The organism is Vibrio nigripulchritudo (assembly GCF_027924785.1).
Taxonomy (GTDB): Bacteria; Pseudomonadota; Gammaproteobacteria; order Enterobacterales; family Vibrionaceae; genus Vibrio; species Vibrio nigripulchritudo.
On the sequence record NZ_AP027049.1, the window covers coordinates 405,899 to 423,397 of the forward strand.

The window sequence follows — 17,499 nt, forward strand, 5'->3', positions numbered from 1 at the left end:
ACGTTAGGGGGAAGTGCAGGCTGTGAGGAAGACTGGTAATTGGGAATGGGTCATCCGGGAGGCCCCCTCAGGGAGAGACGAAACAGCAATCGAAACTCCGAAGGGGGGAAACCTAACTACCTGATACAGAAGAATAAATGCTGACTTGATGTGGGGCGCAAGGGAGAACCTCCTTGTTTAGACAACGCGATAACCCTGTCGGACTGGGAACCATGATTGAATAGGATCCTGTGGCTGGGTGGCATACGTGAAGCAGATAGTGTACATCAATAGTGATTGGAGGAATACGTGGATTATATAGAGCAGGGGGAAAGAACGATGGAGCAACGTGCGGCGGGAAAACTGTGCGTCGATCGCAGAATAGAGAGAGAACTCGAAATCGCTATACAATGGGTGATCAAAGAATGCGGTGACGGTGAAAATTGTCTGGCAAGGCAAGCGGAAAGCCTAGGGATACTAGACCTTGGGCATAAGAAAAACGCGCCGATCGGCTGGAACACCGGTGCCGGAACCAAAAAACTGTATAACCCTCTATTAATGCGGGATCTAACGCCCCGGCTAAGGGACGATAAGACACCCACCGCCGGGGAGAAAACACCTATGAAGGGTACAGTTTACTCTGGATACAGCAGGTTTCCGGGAGAAAATGAGCACGGGTCGCGCGCCCTTTTATTGAAAGACGTGGAGAAGGATTTAAAAGACACATTACCGAGTATAGAACGTGCGAACATCGTCATAACAGACAAAAGCAGCTGTGACTGGGGGGTATCCGTATGGAAGTTGGAAGGTGAAGAAGAGCCCCTCAGCGATGTGGCTGCTGTGAATAGCATAAGCAAAACCGAACCAGGTAAAGTGCGGAGCGGTTTGGTACTAGAAAACAGGGGTGTGGGGATCTTGGTCCTTAGGGAGAAAGAAGTTGAAGACTATGTGGGGACCCAAAGCGGGGGGGTTAAGCCGAATTTGGTGCAGTTAGCAACCGTGCGGCGACTACTCCGGACCGAACGTGCACCCATGCCATCGATCATAGACGAGTCTGTGAGCGCCGAGGGGAGACCGCACAAAAAAGAGAGCGTCTCCGTGGACCTGGAGGGAACTATAGCTGAGGGGTTAGACCTCCTTGTAGAAGTAACAGGTGAGTACAAGGTGGAAATGCTCAATATGACGCGTAAGACCGTGAAAACATGTATGCTGCACTTGGGGGATGACGAAAGAGAGGTGAGATCAAAATTTGAGGTGGTTCAGACACCTGAGGGCTTTGAGACATACCCCTGCCTAGTGTTAGAGCCACGCAAATGGAAAGGGAAACTTAAAGCCCTAAATCTCAGCGTGAGTGACCTGACGGACTTATTGAGAAGTGACTACCATGGGCGACATGGTGCGTCAAAGTCACTGGCCAATAGAGCGAGCTTTGGGTTTGTTAATCCTACTATCGGGGATGTGGGTAGCGCAGTGCGGATCTGGCCAGGCCTTCTCCCTCAGGATTATACCATAGGTTTGTTTAACGAAAGCTGGACACCAAAGGGCAATGAGGGGGAGCGTCTCACATATGATGACTACGCTAACAGTAATATACGTGCCGCGCTAGTAAGGGTGGCTGCCTACGGATCCACACTCCTAGCTGCTTGCGCAGCGGTCAACCCTCCAGAGCAATGGCGTCCGTTCATGCGACGAGTTGGGAAGGGGATAAACAAATTAGGTCAACTCGAGAAACTGATTCTGAAAATGGGAGAGATTAATGAGAAAAGCCCAGTCCCGACCAGTGAATTCATACGGCAACTGGTGCGGCAACTGGATAACCTGACTGAAAGCAACCTGATAATACTTGCACTTCTAAATGTGAAAGAACCAAGTCTGATGGCTAAGATAGACAAAGTATACGAAGAAGCCTGGACTAGTAAGATGAACAGTATATCCGAAAAATACAAGTGCGACCTTGTGCATTCTGCGACGTGTAACTCTGGGATGGATGCCCTACGAAAATGCTTGCGTGCCACAGGCGGTGTTGACACACTGTGCAATGCCGAAGAAGCCGTTCCCATCTACTATGAAGGAAAAAGCGTGATAGCCATGTTAAGCGAAGAAAACCGGAAGCGAGATCGTACCGGCATACCATTAGTGAAGATTCTCCTAGATCTATCGCACAACCTAACCTGCAAGGGCGACGGGCCGTCAGTGACGCACAGGAAAGCGGCCATGGAGAGAACCGTGATGCAGAGTACTGACGACGAATTTGGTATCTATGACGGGACAAACACGTGCCGTGAAGAGATCCTCGAACACTATAAAAGTCTTCTGGAAGAGAAAGAAAAAGGGGGGTATTTGCTGATCTTTGAGAGCCTCTCTAAACACTTCCAGTTCGGTATGGATAAAACCACCTTAGGACGCGTCGAAGCGTATTATTTCAAAGGTACGGCACAGAGAAGTAACCATGAGAAAATAATACAGGAAATAAAGGGGATAAAGGACTCACACCTGGGTGGCGTATTCTCCCACTATGTCCACGCGCAGAGCAATTTATATGAGCAGGATGCAAAAACCCTACAGGACATAAACGAAAACGTTATGAAGGCAATCAGAGATTGGTGGGAAGGAGAAAAAAGAGCGTGCATGAAAAGCGGCGTAGGCGAAGAGTAGAGTTAGACAACCAATAGCCGGTGTCGAACGACCCCCTGTGAAGAGAGCGCGATTTGTAGTGGTCAAGTGAAATTGGCCACAGTTTAAAGTTCTGCCATTATCTGCGTTCTGACTGGTTAAAATAGGGACAGTCAGTCTAAAAAGGCAACCAAGACAATCTTTAACAATGCATCTTTCTGTCGACATCTGTATCAAATCCAGTGAGTTATTAGGTAAATTCCCAGTGTTTAGGCGTGATTTTAAGCTGTTTTACGCTTTTTAAGGCGAGCGACATTAGCAAAGCAAGCTTTGAGAGAGATTGCGAGGGAAGTGGGGACGGAGGTCGCGGTTAGCTGTCAGGAAGCCGAAGTCCGGAGACTCGCTTTCTTTTGAGGATCGGTAGAGCACGCTTTACCGACTCTTCTTTACCAATTACATTTCCTATTTCCAATCAACTTTTGTTAGCTTCAAATTCTCCTCTCAAACCGAAAAATTATTCTAGGTTCAAGACGAACCGGCTTTTCTTGCCGCTTAAAACCAAAGCTTTGCAGTAAGTTTTGAGAAGCATAATTGTTGTCGAACACATCGGCATACAGCTGGGTTATGCCTTGCTGCTTGAGTTGGTGGATAAGCTGTTCGATGGCTAATGAAGCAAAGCCTTTACGTTGGTAGGGAGCGGATATCCAGTAATAGATAAAGGCATGAGGTTGTCGCTGGTCAGTGTGTAGGTAGTAGCCCGCGCAGCCGATGAGGCCAAACTCGCTATGAAATACCCCTTGCCGAGTATGTGGCTTGCCACTGTTTTCTAAGATGTAATTCTGAGCACTTTCAATGGAGTTTATCGGAGAGCAGTTCAACGCTTGGCAAATGTCTTTGCTCATGCGCTTTAGTATGATCGGTGCATGCTTAAGTTCAATGGGTGCCAGCTGAATCGTATTTGGTTGTGGAATCACATCTGTTTTGGCGGTTCGCTTTTTAACGGTGTGATTGTTGAATTGTTTTAAAGGGCTAACCTGCATAAATAAGAGTTTGATAGTGCCGCAAAGCGCCTAGCTACTTATGACGTTATAGTTGAAAATTAATGTAGTACTAGTGAGTAACTTTCTCTCTGTAGATCCAATCAATAACCTAGTCTAAGTAACTAAATTACTGGGAAATGGGTGACTTGCATTACGTTGCTAATATAAAGAAAAACACAAAATGGGCGACGAAATAGGTTTCCACCCCTTCGTCGCCCGTTTTGTGTAGGTGGGATTCATTTCGGACCATCTACCCCCAACTACGCCGCACTCTCCCTTATCGTCACTGGGGTTTTGATATTCATGGTGAATGTGGTGCCTACGCCGACTTCACTGCTGCACGTTATATCACCGCCAATCTGGCTTAATGCATTGAACACAATGGCTAATCCGAGACCTGTTCCGCCCTTGTTGCGATTGGTGGTGTAGAAGGGATCAAAGATGTTTTTGATCTTGTCTTCAGAAATGCCGCTGCCGTTGTCTGAATACACTATGGTGACCAGCTCAGTTTCAGGGGATTCAACCCGTATGTTGATTTGATGCTCTCCCTCTTCCTGAAAAGCGTGATTGAGCGAGTTCATTACTAAGTTGGAAATACTGTGGTAAATGGCTGAAGGGTCCGATTCGATCTCGATGGACTGGTCGTATTCCACGTTAACTGCCACATCTTTCAGGCTGGGGCTCATGGTTCTGATCGTTTCAGAAACTTTAGTTCCTACATCAAAGCGGGCGGTTTCACTGCGAATGTTTTCTGCAGACAAATTCTTAAACCGTTGAACCAGCTCTGCGGCTTTTTTCAGGTTAGACAGAAGCACTTCATTGCTGTCTTTGCCGGAATCGAGGAAGGCTTTCAGTTCATCTGGGCGAAGGGTTTTGTCTTGTAGGGACTGGTCAATTTTCTCGATTTGCTCGTTGAAGTAAGAAGATGCGGTAATGCCGATGCCAATCGGTGTGTTAATTTCGTGGGCAACGCCAGTCACAAGCTGGTTAAGTGACGCCATTTTTTCCGATTCGATAAGCTGTTTCTGAACTCGCTTGAGATCGTCAATGGAGGTTTCCAGCGCTTCGTTCTTTTCCTGCAGCTCTTCGGCGTGCTGCTTTTTGTTGTCTACGTAACGTTTCACCAGGCTTAACACATAGGCAAGGATGACCTTGAGGATAATGGTTTCCACGATGGTCGTAAGCAGCACCGACCAGAATGCGATGGAAGAAGTGTTCTGCGCTTCGGTGTAAATCGCTTCGGTGATGCCTAACTGGTAGTCGTTGAAGTTCTGGATGGATTCCGTCAGTTGGTCGTAAGACGCTTTTTCATTGGTGGTGACATGAAGAAACTCGGCAATCCGGACGCCCTGATTGGAATACTCAATGGTTTTATCGACTTCTTTCTCGTAGTTTTTCCATTTCTTCGAAATATCGTCCAGCAAGCCTGTCGAACCTTCGTCAGAAAACTGAGTAAACGTATCGCCGTTTAACGCTTTGTTGATCTTGTCTCGGGTCTCGCTGATTTGCGATTTGATTTCTTCTTTCACCTGCTCATTGGGTGCCATTACCAGCCCCATCGTCATCTGGCGCAGTTCCGAGGCGGGCTGGGCAATGTCGGTGCCTGTCAAACTGATCTGGAAGGCAGAATCGTGCACTTGTGTGATGGAGGTTTTCACGCCTTCCAAACTGTAGATGTTGTAGATACCCTGAAAAATAAGCACCGTGGTAGTGGCGATGAAGAGTATCAAAATGCGGTTGGACAGCGATTTATCTGCCTCATCAACCTTTTCAACTTTATCGGACATGGGGCATTCCTACTGATGGTATGTGGTAATTTCAACGGGAACTTTGAGGTGTTCGGGGTATTCCCCCTCTCTCAACGACCAGTGCATGTCGGTCACTTCAATATCCCAGAGTGGGTAAATAGCCGTCGGGCTGGGAACAAAAAATACCTCTTTGTTCACCGCCATAACGTGGTTCGGGCTGGGCAAGAATAGCGTGTAACCCTGGTAATACACGTACTCGATCAACTCCGTCATCACAGGGATATAGCTGGCATCTTCCGATGGAGTGGCGAGAAACTCGTCGAGCAGGCTTTCCATTTTCGGGTCGTCGGTGAACGATGTCCAAATGTTGCCCGGACGCATCACAAAGAACAAATCCCAGGGGTTCATGATCCAGTCAAAATTTGCCCAGGCGATGATGTCGTAATAGATATCGTTTTTTCGAGCGTTGGTCGTAACCACGTTGGCAAACACGTCTGCCTCTTTCTCAACGATATGCAAATTCACGTCAATGTGGATCTGATCGAGCAGGTACTTCACGTCTCGGAACATAAACTGCGTGCTTTTGGGAGCCAGTATGGTGATAGGCAGCTTTTCGTTTGGATCGTAACCCAGACGTTTCTGATGTTTTTTGATGATTTGAATCAGTTCCTGCCGTATATCTTCATCCAGAGGGCTGTTGAGTTCAGAAAAGGTGGCGATGTTTCTGGATGCCTCTTTTACTCCGTAGAAACGTTCTCCCAGTGATATCGGGGTGAGTACACCCTCGCCATTCATTGAAAGGTTAATCAGCGCCTGCTGATCAATCGCGCGGTTTAACGCTTCTCGCACTTCCCGAACCTGAAGCAGAGGGTGCCCGCTAATGAGGTTGAATTTGGCGACGTAGTTGTTGTTAGAAGGAGAGCGAACCAGCTTCGCGTGCTGCGACAAAATGGTGGGCAGCTCGTCAGAGAACGGAATCGGCATTAAGTCGAGCTTGCCTTCGGAGTTCTGAATCAAATCCAGCGCTTCTTGAGATTCTATGTCTATGATGACGGTGATTTTCTCTACTTTGGGCGCGTCTTCTCCCCAGTAGTACGGGTTCGCAATCAGTTCAGCGGTTGGGGTGTGGCGGTCGGCTTCAATGTAGCCCTTGTTGAGAATATAAGGTCCTAATCCATACGGACCGGCTTCCGCCAGATTCGGGCAAAAAGGTTTGCCGTTCCACCCGTGCTTTTTCAAGTATTTTTCTGAATAAAAAAGCAGCCAGATGGTGTCGTGCATAAAGAAGCCGTAATCTTCTTTTAAATGGAATCGAACCCGATGCGACGACAGTTTTTCCACCCGATCAAAAATGGTGTCCATTTTGGAGAAGGTGTAAGGCTCCTTCTTAAAATACTCCATGTTCATGACGACCGAATCGGCGTCGAAAGGCGTACCGTCCTGAAAGCGAACCCCTTTTCTCAACTCAAACTCGTAGGTTTTTCTGTCGATGATTTTATGAGAAACCGCCAGATCGTATTCCCAGCCCTTTCCGTCGTAAGAAGGCTTGGTTAAACCAGCATTGATTGAGTGCGAAGTCGAGATATACGGAAGGTTCGGCAGGTAAGCAATCACATGCGAACCCCGCTTGAACTTACCCGTAACCTGCTCCTGAGAGACATCCTTTCTAAGCGTGAGTGATTCGGAATGAGCCACATCCGCAGGAATCATCAAAGCCATTAAAAGGGCGCACTGGAGGCTTAAAATGGCATTCTTACAACGTTTGATGGAGCACTTCATCTCAGGGCTAACCAATGTTTCGAATCATATTAGAAAATTAGTTGAGCTTTTTAAGATGTACAACGTGAAGAGAAGAAATGCTTATATGCAACTATTCTGTATATAAGCAGACGCTGAAGCAAAAAACAGGCGAAATCAAACGCCTGTAATGCTCACTATCCGGGAAAAAAATTAAGACCTTTATGAAGGAAATACCGTTGTGCTACTCAAACGTCTGCCTTGGGGCTAAAAGCTCGTAAACGAAGAACACCAACAGCGCACAACCAAAGGTGATCAGCACGGTGGTCATTCCTTCCGATCCCATCCAGTCGAGCATAAAGCCGATCACCAGTAAGCCTGTCATGCCGCCTAACGAATCCATAATGGTATAGCTCATATTGGCGCTCATCTGATCCTGCTGACAGAAACGCTCGCCCACCGCGGTTAAACCAATGGCGTAGATGCCTCCCATCGAGCCTCCCCAGAAAAACAGCAGAGTAAGTGCCAGCCAGTACTCGGTGTATACCGCCAGAGAAAGATACACCGCGCACACCACCGAGGTAAAAATGCAGCCCAGCACCACAATGCTGCGGTTAAGGAACGAGGCTCCGGTACTCACAAAGATGCCAAGTGTTACGCTACCAAACATGAACATGGTCAACAGAAGCTGCGACTGCGATTCGGTGAGCGCGTTTTCCATTCCATACAGAGTGAGGAAAGAGGGCAAGCCAAAGAAGCTGATGCCGCCAACAAACGCGGAAATCAGAATGACCTTAGCGTGGCGAAGAGCAAACCGAACCCGAACCGTCCCTGAACTTTCGGAAGATTGGGTGTTTTGCCCGGCAAGCAACAGGAGCACAAAAGGCAGACTGGTAATGAGTGCGCTGGTTTCCAGTTGCCATTCCGGGTCGATGTAGGGCAACTGAAGCAGCAAAGGTCCAAGCGCCAACCCGCCAGATAATGCCGCTGAAAACAGCCCCATTACCAATCCTTTCAGTTTTCCCTGAATACAAGTGTTTAAAGAGGTCTGGATGATCACCAGCATCATGCCTGTAGACGCGCCGTAGCAAAAAATGCCCAGCAGCCATAACGGGTAGTTCTGACTGTGCGAGAGCAAAACAAGGCTGGAAGCCCGAAGTGCCGACATCAGCAGAACTGAAGGCACCAGTCCCCATTTTTCTACGCAGCTTGAAAGTGGGCGATAAAGCAGAAGGATACCGATGATCTCAAAAGACATGGCAAACCCGATTAAGGTATTCCCATAGCCTTGCTCGCTCATGGTTAAAGGAATGGTAACGTAGTTAATGCCAGAGGAAAGCTGAACAAACAAAGTCGCGACAATGAGTAAAAAAGGGGCGAGGGTCGTCATGCTGAATTCTCCTTATACACTTTCCAAATCAGTTCGATTCGGTTTTCTTCTCCTGAAACCAGGTCAAAGCCCATTTGTCTCAATCGGTTGATGGTGCTCATGATGCCCAGCGCATTTGGGGTCTGCTGAGTCATGTAGGCACTGCCCGTAATGTGCTCGAACTCGTTATTAATTAAGGTATGCAGCTCGCTCAGCTCGGAGGACTCTTCCAGATAGAAGTGAGTAGAAAACGCCCAGCAGTCGAGGTGCTCTTTGAGCAAGCGGGTTTCTGCTCTGAGTGGCTCTGACTGCGCTCTTGCCAGCTGAGCGTGCAGATGAGTCAGCTCTTCTGTGATTTTATTGCTGGTAAACACTGCCTCTGACTGCCAGGGAATGTGCCATTCGTGGAAGCCTTTACAGCGTTGATAGGTGTTTTTATCCAGAGTGTGAAACCAGTCCTGAACCGGTTGCGTATCTGGCTGAAAGGCAAGTGGTCTCAGGCTTTGTGAATAATGGTACAGCGCCCGTATTCTCGGCGTATGCTTGATGATTTCTCTGGGAATCCGTCTGTAAAAGTAAGTGGTTAACCCCGAGAGCAGCACATTCAGATGATGAGCGCGAGAGAGCTTTTCTTTGGCATCGGCTTCCCGATGACGAATGGTGTTGAGGTGGTTAACCTGAGAGCGGCGGATCCACCAGATAATCAGCCCGACAATCAAACCAAGGAACAATATGATGATCTTGGCTTTATCAAAAACGCGTTCAATGTTCTCTAACCGATCCTGAAAACGGCTGACTTCCAGATCCATCGCCAGAATGCCGGCAAAATCCCCTTCAACGCTGTAAAACGGCGCATAGGCACTGATGAAACTGCCCCATTGATCGCGATAGGTGCTGATTTCAATGCTCTGGTTTTCTAAAGATTTTTTCAGCTCTGTCGGCGCATCATCATATAAGGTCATCAGGGCTGGGGGCGGATCGGGTAACCCGTCTCCGTCGGCATCGTTCTGCGGGCTTGGGTTCACCATAAAGTACACCTCACCATCTTCAAGAATGCTGGTGTATATATAGCGAACGTCGGTTGCTGAACGGCGGATCATTTCCATCTGCTTTGCCATTAATGCGTAGCTTTCGTCCGACGCCATGGTCTCTTCATCAAAAGTCAGGTGCGCAGCGCCATCCAATGTCGAAGCAGAAGCTTTAACGGTCGATACCAGCCCAATTTTGATCTGCTCTTCCAGTGCGTTGAGAGATTTGGAGTAGAGCAGATAGGTTGTGACACCGAGCAGCAGAATAAAAATCGATGAGCAGATAACGGCTTCAATGATGGTCTGCAAAGATTTAGAAGGTTTCATAGTTGGCTATTAACTCCGATCAGGATGGCAATTGCGGCCAGAAAAAACGTAGGGAAAATGCTTCGGCAATAAGGGATCAGCCCTTGAGTTGGCTTGCCTCTCTCTTCCCGAATTTTCACAAATACAATGATCAGAATGGCGGCAAAAATACTGACGTAACCCATGATGATCATGCGCTCGATAAAGGTGGTATAAGGCAATCTTGGCAGCAGGCTACTGGTGTAAAAGGTGTACGCCACCACCGTCAGCATCATGGTGAAAGATGTCATCAATCGTTCGGAAAACCCCTCAATCCAAAACACTGCCCAACTGGCGATCAGAATCAGCGACAGCGGAAGAATAAACTGCCAAAGGTAATAGTTCGGCTTTCGGGTGGCATCGATAGTGACCGTCAGGCGTGAATAGTCGGTGCTCTCTGCACTATCAAGATGGTGATAGCTGTGCCGGCTGACCTTCGCCGTCGAGCTAGTGTCCATTTCCCATTCGCTGATGGTTTTATTGGTCATCTCTTCTACAAATACACTTGCGTCACCAAACTTGAGGCTTTGTTGGTCGAAAGAAAAGGGCTCCATGATGATTTCGAACGACTGGTTGTCGAAAGGAAAACGCCGAAAATCCATCTCGGTGGTAAAGGTGCCCTGAAAACGTTCGTTGTAAGTGATGCCGCCTTCATCAGTGATCACCAGCCTTTTATTTGGGGTAAGGCGCTGTCCGATAATGTTGATGAACTCAAAAGCAGGCATCCAGGAGCCGTCTTCTAACATCCTGTCGAGGTGCCGATTTTCGATTCGTCGAATACCCGATTTGGGTTTGAGCGGATGATTCGGATCTTGCCAGGTCGCCACTAAGTAACCGTCGATCTTGTAGGTTTGATCAATGGTGTTAACGCCATAGATCTTATTGATTGAAAACGACGTGTGGATCACTTGCTGAGCAAGCGACGAGAAAGGCAAAAAGCTCAGCATAAAAAGCAGAGTCAAAACGGCTTTCATTGATTCTCCTTGGAAAGTAAATGAGTGACAAAATCTGGGTGACTCAGTGGGTTGCGCGGCAAAAGTGCCCGACCCGAAAAGGCATAAGGGTCAGACAGCTCCGCTAAAAACTGATCCAGCAAAGGGCGCTGTATATGGCTGAGCAAAACCACATGGCAGAAGCGCTGGAGCTTGCCATCCACCGGAATGTTTTCTTCCGCCAGCGAATATTTGGCGGTGATGTGGCTTCGGGGGGAAGAGAAGCGCACCATGTTGGCTCCGGGCATTCGTGGCATCACGATGAGTGACTGCCGATGAGTGTTTCTCTTCGACTTCGACAAATCCAGTAGTGCCTGCTGCAAAAATGCGGTGTTGCTTTCGTTCTGCTCGGCCAACTGTTTCAGCCCGACAGTGCCGAGCGAAGACAGCCTTTCCCACAAGTAAAGGGAGTACAGCCCCTGCCGGGAGCCCGCAATGGTGGAATCGCGTCCGGCGATGTAAGTCGGGCGGCTAGAAGAACCCACCTTGTACCTTTTCTGCATCAGGTAAACGCCGCAGCTCCAAGGTGCGCCCAGCCATTTGTAAGGGCTGGCACAAACCGACATCACCTCTGGGTGGCGAAATTCGTAAGGGTGGTCAGAAACGGTAAAAGGGTCCGGTTGCAGAAAGGGAGAAAAGTTTGCTGAAAGTGCGCCATCCACATGAACCCAGTACCGCCGATTGTTCTCGGTGTTCTTGCCGAGCAGCGGTTTCAGTTTGGTGAGAATCCGAAAGATGGCGTCACTGCCACCGCTGAACGTGGTGCCATGATTTAAAAACAGAATCACCGGATGCTGGTGTTGCAGAAAAAACTCGGTGAGCCGAAACAAATCCTCTTCAATCACCGAGCCGTATTCATCAACTGCGAGCTCCTTTTTCCAGTCGCCTTCATTAATGGGGCAATACCCTAGCTTTTCTCCCGCCTGATTGAACGTAGGAATACCCAGCATCTGGCAGGCTTTGTACACCGAATAATGCGTGCTTTCTGATGAAATCAGAACAGGCGGGTTCGGCACTTCGACCGCTTTTTCATAGCCTTCTACTTCGCTGCCACTCAGGTAATCACGTGCGTTCCATAGGGCGTAGAGGTTGCCTTCCGTCGACCCCATAGAGGTGACGTATCCCCAGTAATTCCGTTTGGAGTTTGGCGCGGTCATCCCCCAGAGTCTGGCGTAATAATTCAGGACTGCTCGCTCAAATTGCTTGGCATTGATCTGATAGGAACCATCTTCATAGCCGTCCCCTAAATTCAGAAGATTAAGAGACAGAAATGGCGACAGCTCGGGTGAAAACACCACATTTTGATTGGTTTGGTAGCCCAGAAAGTGCTGTTTTCTGAGCTGCATCTCTTCAAGATACTCTCTCAAAACAGTATCTTTATCCGCCTGAGGCAGCCCCAGTTCTGTAATGGATAAACAATCTGAAATACTCATAACCCACCAAGATATTGAACGAATGTCTCAATAATCTAGCGGGCAAGGTCGAATTTAACGTGGGGGATAAAGGGGAGTTATCGGTGAAATAAATGACGTTTCTAACAATGTGGCAGAAACCGGTACTTTCGGTACCGGTAGAGGGTTAGGATGTCATAGCCCACAAGGCGGCGTCCTGCATACCATCCAGATTCAGGGGCTGCTGGTGGTGTACGTTGGCAAGTTCCAGATCAGAAATCACTTCTGCCCGATAAGCCAGACCAAGTTCGATGCACTGGATCTGCTGGTTGCACGGGTAGTAGCTCATCTGTTCAGAAAGGGCATGCAATAAGTGCGATTCTTCTCGGTTGAAATTTAGGTGTTCAATCAGTTCTTTAACGGTTGGGTACATGGGCTTTTTCTGCTGACGTTCGTCGGTGCTGTTAATGAAGCTTTCATCCCACTGAAAGGTGGTGCCAAACAGGTAACAACGAATGGCGTGCATCAGCAGCCAGTAGCTCGCTTTGGTGCTTTTACAGATGTGTGTTTTGCTCGCTCTCCAGTAGAAATAAAGCGCAGCAACAAACTTGTTTTGGGCGTTGCTGTCCGAATCCATCAGAGCCAGCATAATGGCTTGATTGATTTTGTGCTGATGCTTCTCGGTTTGCTGATCTGCGGCTGGCTGCTTTACGCCACCAAGCGTTTTTTGCGGCTGCCGAACCGTCTGAACTGGCGATGGAGCACATAGCCTGCCAAGTTGCATTCCACGTTCGTTCAGCGTTCCTCCTTTAAGCCAGTCCACATGATTCAGCGGGTTGATAGGGCGAATGCGAACTGCCTGTTTCTGAATGGATTCCGGCTGGTGGGAAGGCTCGGATTTATCTTTAAAGGCTTTATCCGCTGGTGACGTTAAGTGGGTATAAGCCAGTTGATAGGCAAGCTGCTGAGCAATTCCGGGCTCTGTCCCTGCCATTAATGCGGCGCTGAACGCCGCATAGTACATTTCGTCTGAACGCATCGCATTACTCCTCGTTGGAGTGAGATTCCGGCGCACTTAACGCTTTAATGCTGCTGTTGTATTGCGGCAGCGATTCCACAAATCGGTTGATGACCTGCTCTGCCGTTGGCGCTTCAATGGAAGGTTCGCTGATGTAAGTGTCGACTTCTGTGCGGATGTGCCCACCGGTCAGCGAGTCTTTTTCACGTTGAATCACAATCGCGTGTACCGCCTGGCAAAATGCAAAAGCATCGGTTTTACAGTAGATGCGGTGCTGGCTTCCGGTGTTGCCACTGCCCGGATAACGCGGTGAGGCGTAAGACACCATATACGGCTGGGTTGACGGATCGTTGCCGATCAGCTCTTCACAGGAAAACAGCACAAAGTCGGTAGAACGATAACGATCCATCACGTTGTTGCAGATAGGCAGATCAGCCTCGATCGCCAGATTGTAATCGCAGAAGAACACATCCACGCTTGGGATCAGGCTGGAGATCATGGTATCGAACGCCTGCTGAACGCCTTCAGGCAGCTCGTCATCATCCGGCAGTTGTTCAAATTCACGCGAGGTGACGGAATAAGCCGAACGCCAGCGCGCCAGCAGTTCCTGCCCGTTGCCCGCATCTCGGAATTTGTAGGCGACTTTGTATCCGCCATCAAACATGTCTTCTACATCAGGCTGGTCGGTCAAAAAAGCGAATTTGCGTCCGTCTGAGGCTTCGCACAGACGAAAAAGTAGTTGTCTCATCTCGGTCTCCTATTGAGTTATGACCTCCACAGGATACGCATGAGCGGTGAGTGATTCTTGGGGAAACGAACGAAAGATACGGAGTGAGCTCTACAGCTGAAAACCGCTATTTTCCTGAAATCTTCACTTACCTGAAAGCAGGCAAGCCGCAATGCCAGGTAAACGCCGGAGGTGAGGTCCCGAGCTTTTGGGCTTGGGAATATACTTAGGATTAGTCTCGGCTTTTTTGACGTCGTTACTATTAGATTCAACCTGATGATCGCTTGCGTCAGGATCGGTGTTTTCAACGGTCATTGACGGCTTATGATCCGAATAAACACATTCGTTCTGATCACAAGCGATATAAGAATCGGGTGAATCCGATTCAGAAGAAGATAAGGGATCGCCTTGGATATTTTCTGTATCAGAATGATCAAAAAGATCATGATGACCTTTTTGATCATCATAGGCCAAAAAGGTTTCTTTCGGCATCCCCGTTAAACACAGCGACAAATCCTGAACGTAGCTTTTGTAAGGGTTGAGGGCATCATCAAACTGGGCGACAGAGGAAGTGTCTTCAAACCTTGCTTGTGCTTGTGCTTGTGCTTGTGCTTGTGCTTGAGCGGTGCAGGGTGTCAGTTCTTCTTCTTTAGGAATAACATGCTCTTCCCGATTCTCACTGTGTTGGACTGAGGGGTCATTGAGAGGGGACTGAGTTTCTGCCACAAGTTCTGAAGGTTCATGTTCATGCGAAGTTGGCTTGATGTTCTGGCGCTCCCGCAGCTTCAAATTGGATTTGAGCCGATAGCCATAAGGTATCCAGATTGTACGCCTTCTTCTTCGCATGATGTGTCCTTCAGAGGCTAAGACAATACAGCCTGAGTGAGCGCATGAAAGGCTTTGTTCACCACCTTTTGAACTTCCGCTTTTGCGGTGATCTGCCAGGTCAGCATTTCCGCTTCAACGATTTGTTTTTCCCTTTCCAGTTCAATAGCAAATTCTTCTTCTGAAATATCCCCGGCTTGTCTGGCAAGCAGCAAAGTTTCAATGTCATTCTGCTGTTTTTCAATGCACGACTTCAGTGCACTGCCTAGCAGGTTTTTATAAGGGGAGCTCTCTAGCTGAGAGGTTATGGTGTCAATCACTGAGTGTAGGGTGTTGTTCATGTTCGCCTCCATCTTATTGTTTCGCCAGTTCGCCATCTATCAAGGCATCGAACAGCCGGCGGTACTGACTGGTTCGTCTGTTAATAATGAAGTTAGAAATGGTGTCGTTCTTTCTGTGGGTGGCTTCATCCTGCACCCATAGGGAAAGCAGAATTCGCGTTTGTTCTAGCGATTCGGTGTTTTTCTCTCGGCGCTTTTGCCTTCTCTCTAAGCTTCGGATCTGCAAAGTGATCGCCTGATACTGCTTGGCAAAGCGATCAAATTTGCGATCTTCAATCGGCGTAAAAGTCAGATCCAGATAGAGCCTTTCCACTTCCTGATCGATGTGTTCGATCTGCTGAAGAGTTTGCTGATCGTAGCTGGCGATAAACTGCAAGGCACAGCCGGATAGGGCAATAACCAAGGTCATCCAACTGACAATAAGGGCTTTGTTTTTCATGGCGCTTCCAGAGTAATGATTTCTTTTCATCTTGGTGGAAGCGGGCGAAAAGTTCTCAGGTGAACCGAGGAATTAGTTCGTGGTTTTTACCAAGTTTTCACCCAGAAGATGTCATAGCATTTTGGGCAGGAGGTATCGATATGGAAGAGTTACTCAAAGGGCTGGAGATAGCCAAAAAAGCCCTGAAAAACCGACCACAAAAGCCCAAACTCACCCCCGAACAGTTCCTGCAGCTCGCCAAAGTAAAGAAAGAGATGGAAAAGATCTTAATGGGCAAACAGACCGTGAACGATCTGTCAGACAAAAACAAAGAAATGCTGATAAAGCTGGCAAAGACATTTATTGAAGAAGCAGCAGAGAAGGCAAAGGTGGGGGAGGTTGGTGGCGAGGTGTAAGTTTACTGAGAAGCGACGTTGAAACGAATACCAGTTTCATCAGAAATCAATATGCTCCCTAGCTAGTTGATAGATTTTCGATATTGTACCGGAGTCATCCCCGTTTTAGCTTTAAACAGCTTCGAGAGGTGCTGCGGGTATTCGAATCCTAACCCGTAAGCAATCTGACTTACTTGTTCGTTAGTGCTGAGTAATGCATTTTTGATTCGCTCTATCAGATGGTCTTGGATGTATTGCTGAGCATTACGACCTGTTGCATTTTTGACCATATCACTGAGGTAGTTATTTGACATGTACATGGCTTCGCTTAGGTATTTCACCGTTGGCAAGCCATTTTCGACCGCAGCATCTGATTCAAAATACTCACGTAAGATGCCATCTACTTTTTCCATCAAATCAAGGTTGTGGTTCTGGCGAATGATAAACTGACGCTCGTAGTAGCGAGTACAGTAATTGAGGATTAACTCGATATTCGAAACGATCAGTTTCTGAGTGTGCTTATCTATATTCTGGCTGTACTCTTCCACAATTTGATTGACTAACTCATTAAGGATTTGCATTTCCCGTTCAGAAATATGAAGTGCTTCGTTAGTGTCATAAGAAAAGAAAGAATAGCTGTCCATTTGACTTGCAAGCCCAGAGCGGCGAATGAGATCTGGGTGAAATAACAGTGTCCATCCACATTCATCTTCGGCACTTTCAGTATTTCTATATTGTTGTGCCTGACCGGGTTTGGTGAAGATCATGCTGCCCTGATCGTAATCATAGTGATTGCGACCATAAACAATGTTCCCCTTAATACCTGACTTTAATGCTATCTGATAGAAGTCATACACATATGTAAAATCGCCGTAGTCGTAGCCCGTTACTTTTTCATCAATCGGTATTAAGGAGATCAATGGATGCATAGGAGGTGGCAACCCTAGCGCCTTGTGGATTTGATCGATAGTTTTGATGTGAATGATCCGTGACATAACTCACCTAGTGCATTACTCGTCTGGATACAAATTTAACACGCGTTGTTTTAGCGCATCTGCCATTTTTTGATACTGTGTTTGAGTATGTGAATGATCCCAGAAATTCACGTAAAACCCAGTGTAGTCTTCATGAATGGTGAATTTGGTTCCCAAGCCATGAGGCTCAAGATAGTAGTGTTGATCAAAGGTAATGACTCCCCAGATACCGCCTTTATGGTTGAGATGGGTGTTTGGCTCAATCGCAATGACTTTAGAGGTGATATTTGCTGCCTTAGTCTCTGTTTCCTGAAATCGATAGGTCACCGAATTTCCCTCGGCAAGCGAACCTTCCACTAATATGATTGCAGGGTTCCATTCATGGTAGCGTTCTATATCAACCAAAACATGCCAAACATTTTCGGGTGCACTTGGAATGATGATTTCAGTGTGCACTGAGTTAGAGCCGAGCATAGCACTTACTGACATGCTTGCAGCTAGCAAAGCTTGAGAACTTAAAATAGGCATAAATGACCTCCTGATTTTCGGGATATATGAG

16 protein-coding genes are annotated in these 17,499 nt (G+C 47.7%); 2 read left to right on the plus strand and 14 right to left on the minus strand.

The window, feature by feature from the left end; all coding sequences use genetic code 11:
• Positions 1-288: 288 nt before the first annotated feature.
• Positions 289-2,634 (plus strand): hypothetical protein, encoded by a 2,346-nt coding sequence (locus QMG91_RS02120; protein ID WP_281828600.1) that lies wholly within the window; start codon positions 289-291, stop codon positions 2,632-2,634.
• 446 nt (positions 2,635-3,080) lie between these two features.
• Here the strand turns inward: QMG91_RS02120 and QMG91_RS02125 are convergent, their stop codons facing one another.
• The 12 genes from QMG91_RS02125 to QMG91_RS02180 form a co-directional block, all read right to left on the minus strand.
• The gene (locus tag QMG91_RS02125) at positions 3,081-3,632 is read right to left on the minus strand and encodes a GNAT family N-acetyltransferase (protein WP_281828602.1); all 552 of its coding nucleotides are present in this window, start codon (positions 3,630-3,632) and stop codon (positions 3,081-3,083) included.
• A gap of 260 nt (positions 3,633-3,892) precedes the next feature.
• Positions 3,893-5,419 (minus strand): sensor histidine kinase, encoded by a 1,527-nt coding sequence (locus QMG91_RS02130; protein WP_004398379.1) that lies wholly within the window; start codon positions 5,417-5,419, stop codon positions 3,893-3,895.
• Between the two features lie 9 nt (positions 5,420-5,428).
• Entirely contained in the window at positions 5,429-7,099 is a 1,671-nt protein-coding gene (locus QMG91_RS02135; protein WP_281828605.1) for an ABC transporter substrate-binding protein, read from the minus strand.
• A gap of 262 nt (positions 7,100-7,361) precedes the next feature.
• Positions 7,362-8,507: an MFS transporter gene (locus QMG91_RS02140; protein WP_281828607.1), complete on the minus strand. Its 1,146-nt coding sequence runs from the start codon at positions 8,505-8,507 to the stop codon at positions 7,362-7,364.
• Positions 8,504-9,841: a hypothetical protein gene (locus QMG91_RS02145; RefSeq protein WP_281828608.1), complete on the minus strand. Its 1,338-nt coding sequence runs from the start codon at positions 9,839-9,841 to the stop codon at positions 8,504-8,506. Before QMG91_RS02145 ends, QMG91_RS02140 begins: the two co-directional genes overlap by 4 nt.
• Positions 9,838-10,833, minus strand: a complete 996-nt coding sequence (locus QMG91_RS02150; RefSeq protein ID WP_281828610.1) for a ligand-gated ion channel — start codon at positions 10,831-10,833, stop codon at positions 9,838-9,840. Before QMG91_RS02150 ends, QMG91_RS02145 begins: the two co-directional genes overlap by 4 nt.
• Entirely contained in the window at positions 10,830-12,284 is a 1,455-nt protein-coding gene (locus QMG91_RS02155) for a pyridoxal-dependent decarboxylase (protein ID WP_281828611.1), read from the minus strand. Before QMG91_RS02155 ends, QMG91_RS02150 begins: the two co-directional genes overlap by 4 nt.
• A gap of 145 nt (positions 12,285-12,429) precedes the next feature.
• Positions 12,430-13,281 (minus strand): hypothetical protein, encoded by an 852-nt coding sequence (locus tag QMG91_RS02160; RefSeq protein ID WP_281828612.1) that lies wholly within the window; start codon positions 13,279-13,281, stop codon positions 12,430-12,432.
• 4 nt (positions 13,282-13,285) lie between these two features.
• Positions 13,286-14,008, minus strand: a complete 723-nt coding sequence (locus QMG91_RS02165) for a hypothetical protein (RefSeq protein WP_004398372.1) — start codon at positions 14,006-14,008, stop codon at positions 13,286-13,288.
• Between the two features lie 123 nt (positions 14,009-14,131).
• Positions 14,132-14,833, minus strand: coding sequence for a hypothetical protein (locus QMG91_RS02170; RefSeq protein ID WP_281828614.1), 702 nt, complete (start codon positions 14,831-14,833; stop codon positions 14,132-14,134).
• Positions 14,834-14,850: 17 nt separating this feature from the next.
• Complete coding sequence (locus QMG91_RS02175; RefSeq protein ID WP_281828616.1) at positions 14,851-15,153, minus strand: hypothetical protein; 303 nt, start codon at positions 15,151-15,153, stop codon at positions 14,851-14,853.
• Positions 15,154-15,166: 13 nt separating this feature from the next.
• On the minus strand, positions 15,167-15,592 hold the full coding sequence (locus QMG91_RS02180; RefSeq protein WP_022551659.1) for a hypothetical protein: 426 nt from the start codon (positions 15,590-15,592) through the stop codon (positions 15,167-15,169).
• Between the two features lie 140 nt (positions 15,593-15,732).
• On the opposite strand from QMG91_RS02180, the gene QMG91_RS02185 reads away from it, so the two are divergent.
• A complete protein-coding gene (locus tag QMG91_RS02185; protein WP_281828618.1) occupies positions 15,733-15,987 on the plus strand; it encodes a hypothetical protein in 255 nt (84 codons plus the stop codon).
• A gap of 62 nt (positions 15,988-16,049) precedes the next feature.
• Here the strand turns inward: QMG91_RS02185 and QMG91_RS02190 are convergent, their stop codons facing one another.
• Both QMG91_RS02190 and QMG91_RS02195 read right to left on the minus strand, forming a co-directional pair.
• Positions 16,050-16,961 carry a helix-turn-helix domain-containing protein gene (locus QMG91_RS02190; protein ID WP_281828620.1) on the minus strand — a complete coding sequence of 304 codons (912 nt, stop codon included), beginning with the start codon at positions 16,959-16,961 and terminating at the stop codon, positions 16,050-16,052.
• Between the two features lie 15 nt (positions 16,962-16,976).
• Entirely contained in the window at positions 16,977-17,468 is a 492-nt protein-coding gene (locus QMG91_RS02195; protein WP_022591041.1) for an SRPBCC family protein, read from the minus strand.
• Between the last annotated feature and the right edge of the window lie 31 nt (positions 17,469-17,499).

Coding starts and splice junctions, on each gene's coding strand:
- QMG91_RS02125 (WP_281828602.1), bottom strand. CDS start 3,632: ATGCAGGTTAGCCCTTTAAAACAATTCAACAATCACACCGTTAAAAAG.
- QMG91_RS02130 (WP_004398379.1), bottom strand. CDS start 5,419: ATGTCCGATAAAGTTGAAAAGGTTGATGAGGCAGATAAATCGCTGTCC.
- QMG91_RS02135 (WP_281828605.1), bottom strand. CDS start 7,099: ATGGCTTTGATGATTCCTGCGGATGTGGCTCATTCCGAATCACTCACG.
- QMG91_RS02140 (WP_281828607.1), bottom strand. CDS start 8,507: ATGACGACCCTCGCCCCTTTTTTACTCATTGTCGCGACTTTGTTTGTT.
- QMG91_RS02145 (WP_281828608.1), bottom strand. CDS start 9,841: ATGAAACCTTCTAAATCTTTGCAGACCATCATTGAAGCCGTTATCTGC.
- QMG91_RS02150 (WP_281828610.1), bottom strand. CDS start 10,833: ATGAAAGCCGTTTTGACTCTGCTTTTTATGCTGAGCTTTTTGCCTTTC.
- QMG91_RS02155 (WP_281828611.1), bottom strand. CDS start 12,284: ATGAGTATTTCAGATTGTTTATCCATTACAGAACTGGGGCTGCCTCAG.
- QMG91_RS02160 (WP_281828612.1), bottom strand. CDS start 13,281: ATGCGTTCAGACGAAATGTACTATGCGGCGTTCAGCGCCGCATTAATG.
- QMG91_RS02165 (WP_004398372.1), bottom strand. CDS start 14,008: ATGAGACAACTACTTTTTCGTCTGTGCGAAGCCTCAGACGGACGCAAA.
- QMG91_RS02170 (WP_281828614.1), bottom strand. CDS start 14,833: ATGCGAAGAAGAAGGCGTACAATCTGGATACCTTATGGCTATCGGCTC.
- QMG91_RS02175 (WP_281828616.1), bottom strand. CDS start 15,153: ATGAACAACACCCTACACTCAGTGATTGACACCATAACCTCTCAGCTA.
- QMG91_RS02180 (WP_022551659.1), bottom strand. CDS start 15,592: ATGAAAAACAAAGCCCTTATTGTCAGTTGGATGACCTTGGTTATTGCC.
- QMG91_RS02185 (WP_281828618.1), top strand. CDS start 15,733: ATGGAAGAGTTACTCAAAGGGCTGGAGATAGCCAAAAAAGCCCTGAAA.
- QMG91_RS02190 (WP_281828620.1), bottom strand. CDS start 16,961: ATGTCACGGATCATTCACATCAAAACTATCGATCAAATCCACAAGGCG.
- QMG91_RS02195 (WP_022591041.1), bottom strand. CDS start 17,468: ATGCCTATTTTAAGTTCTCAAGCTTTGCTAGCTGCAAGCATGTCAGTA.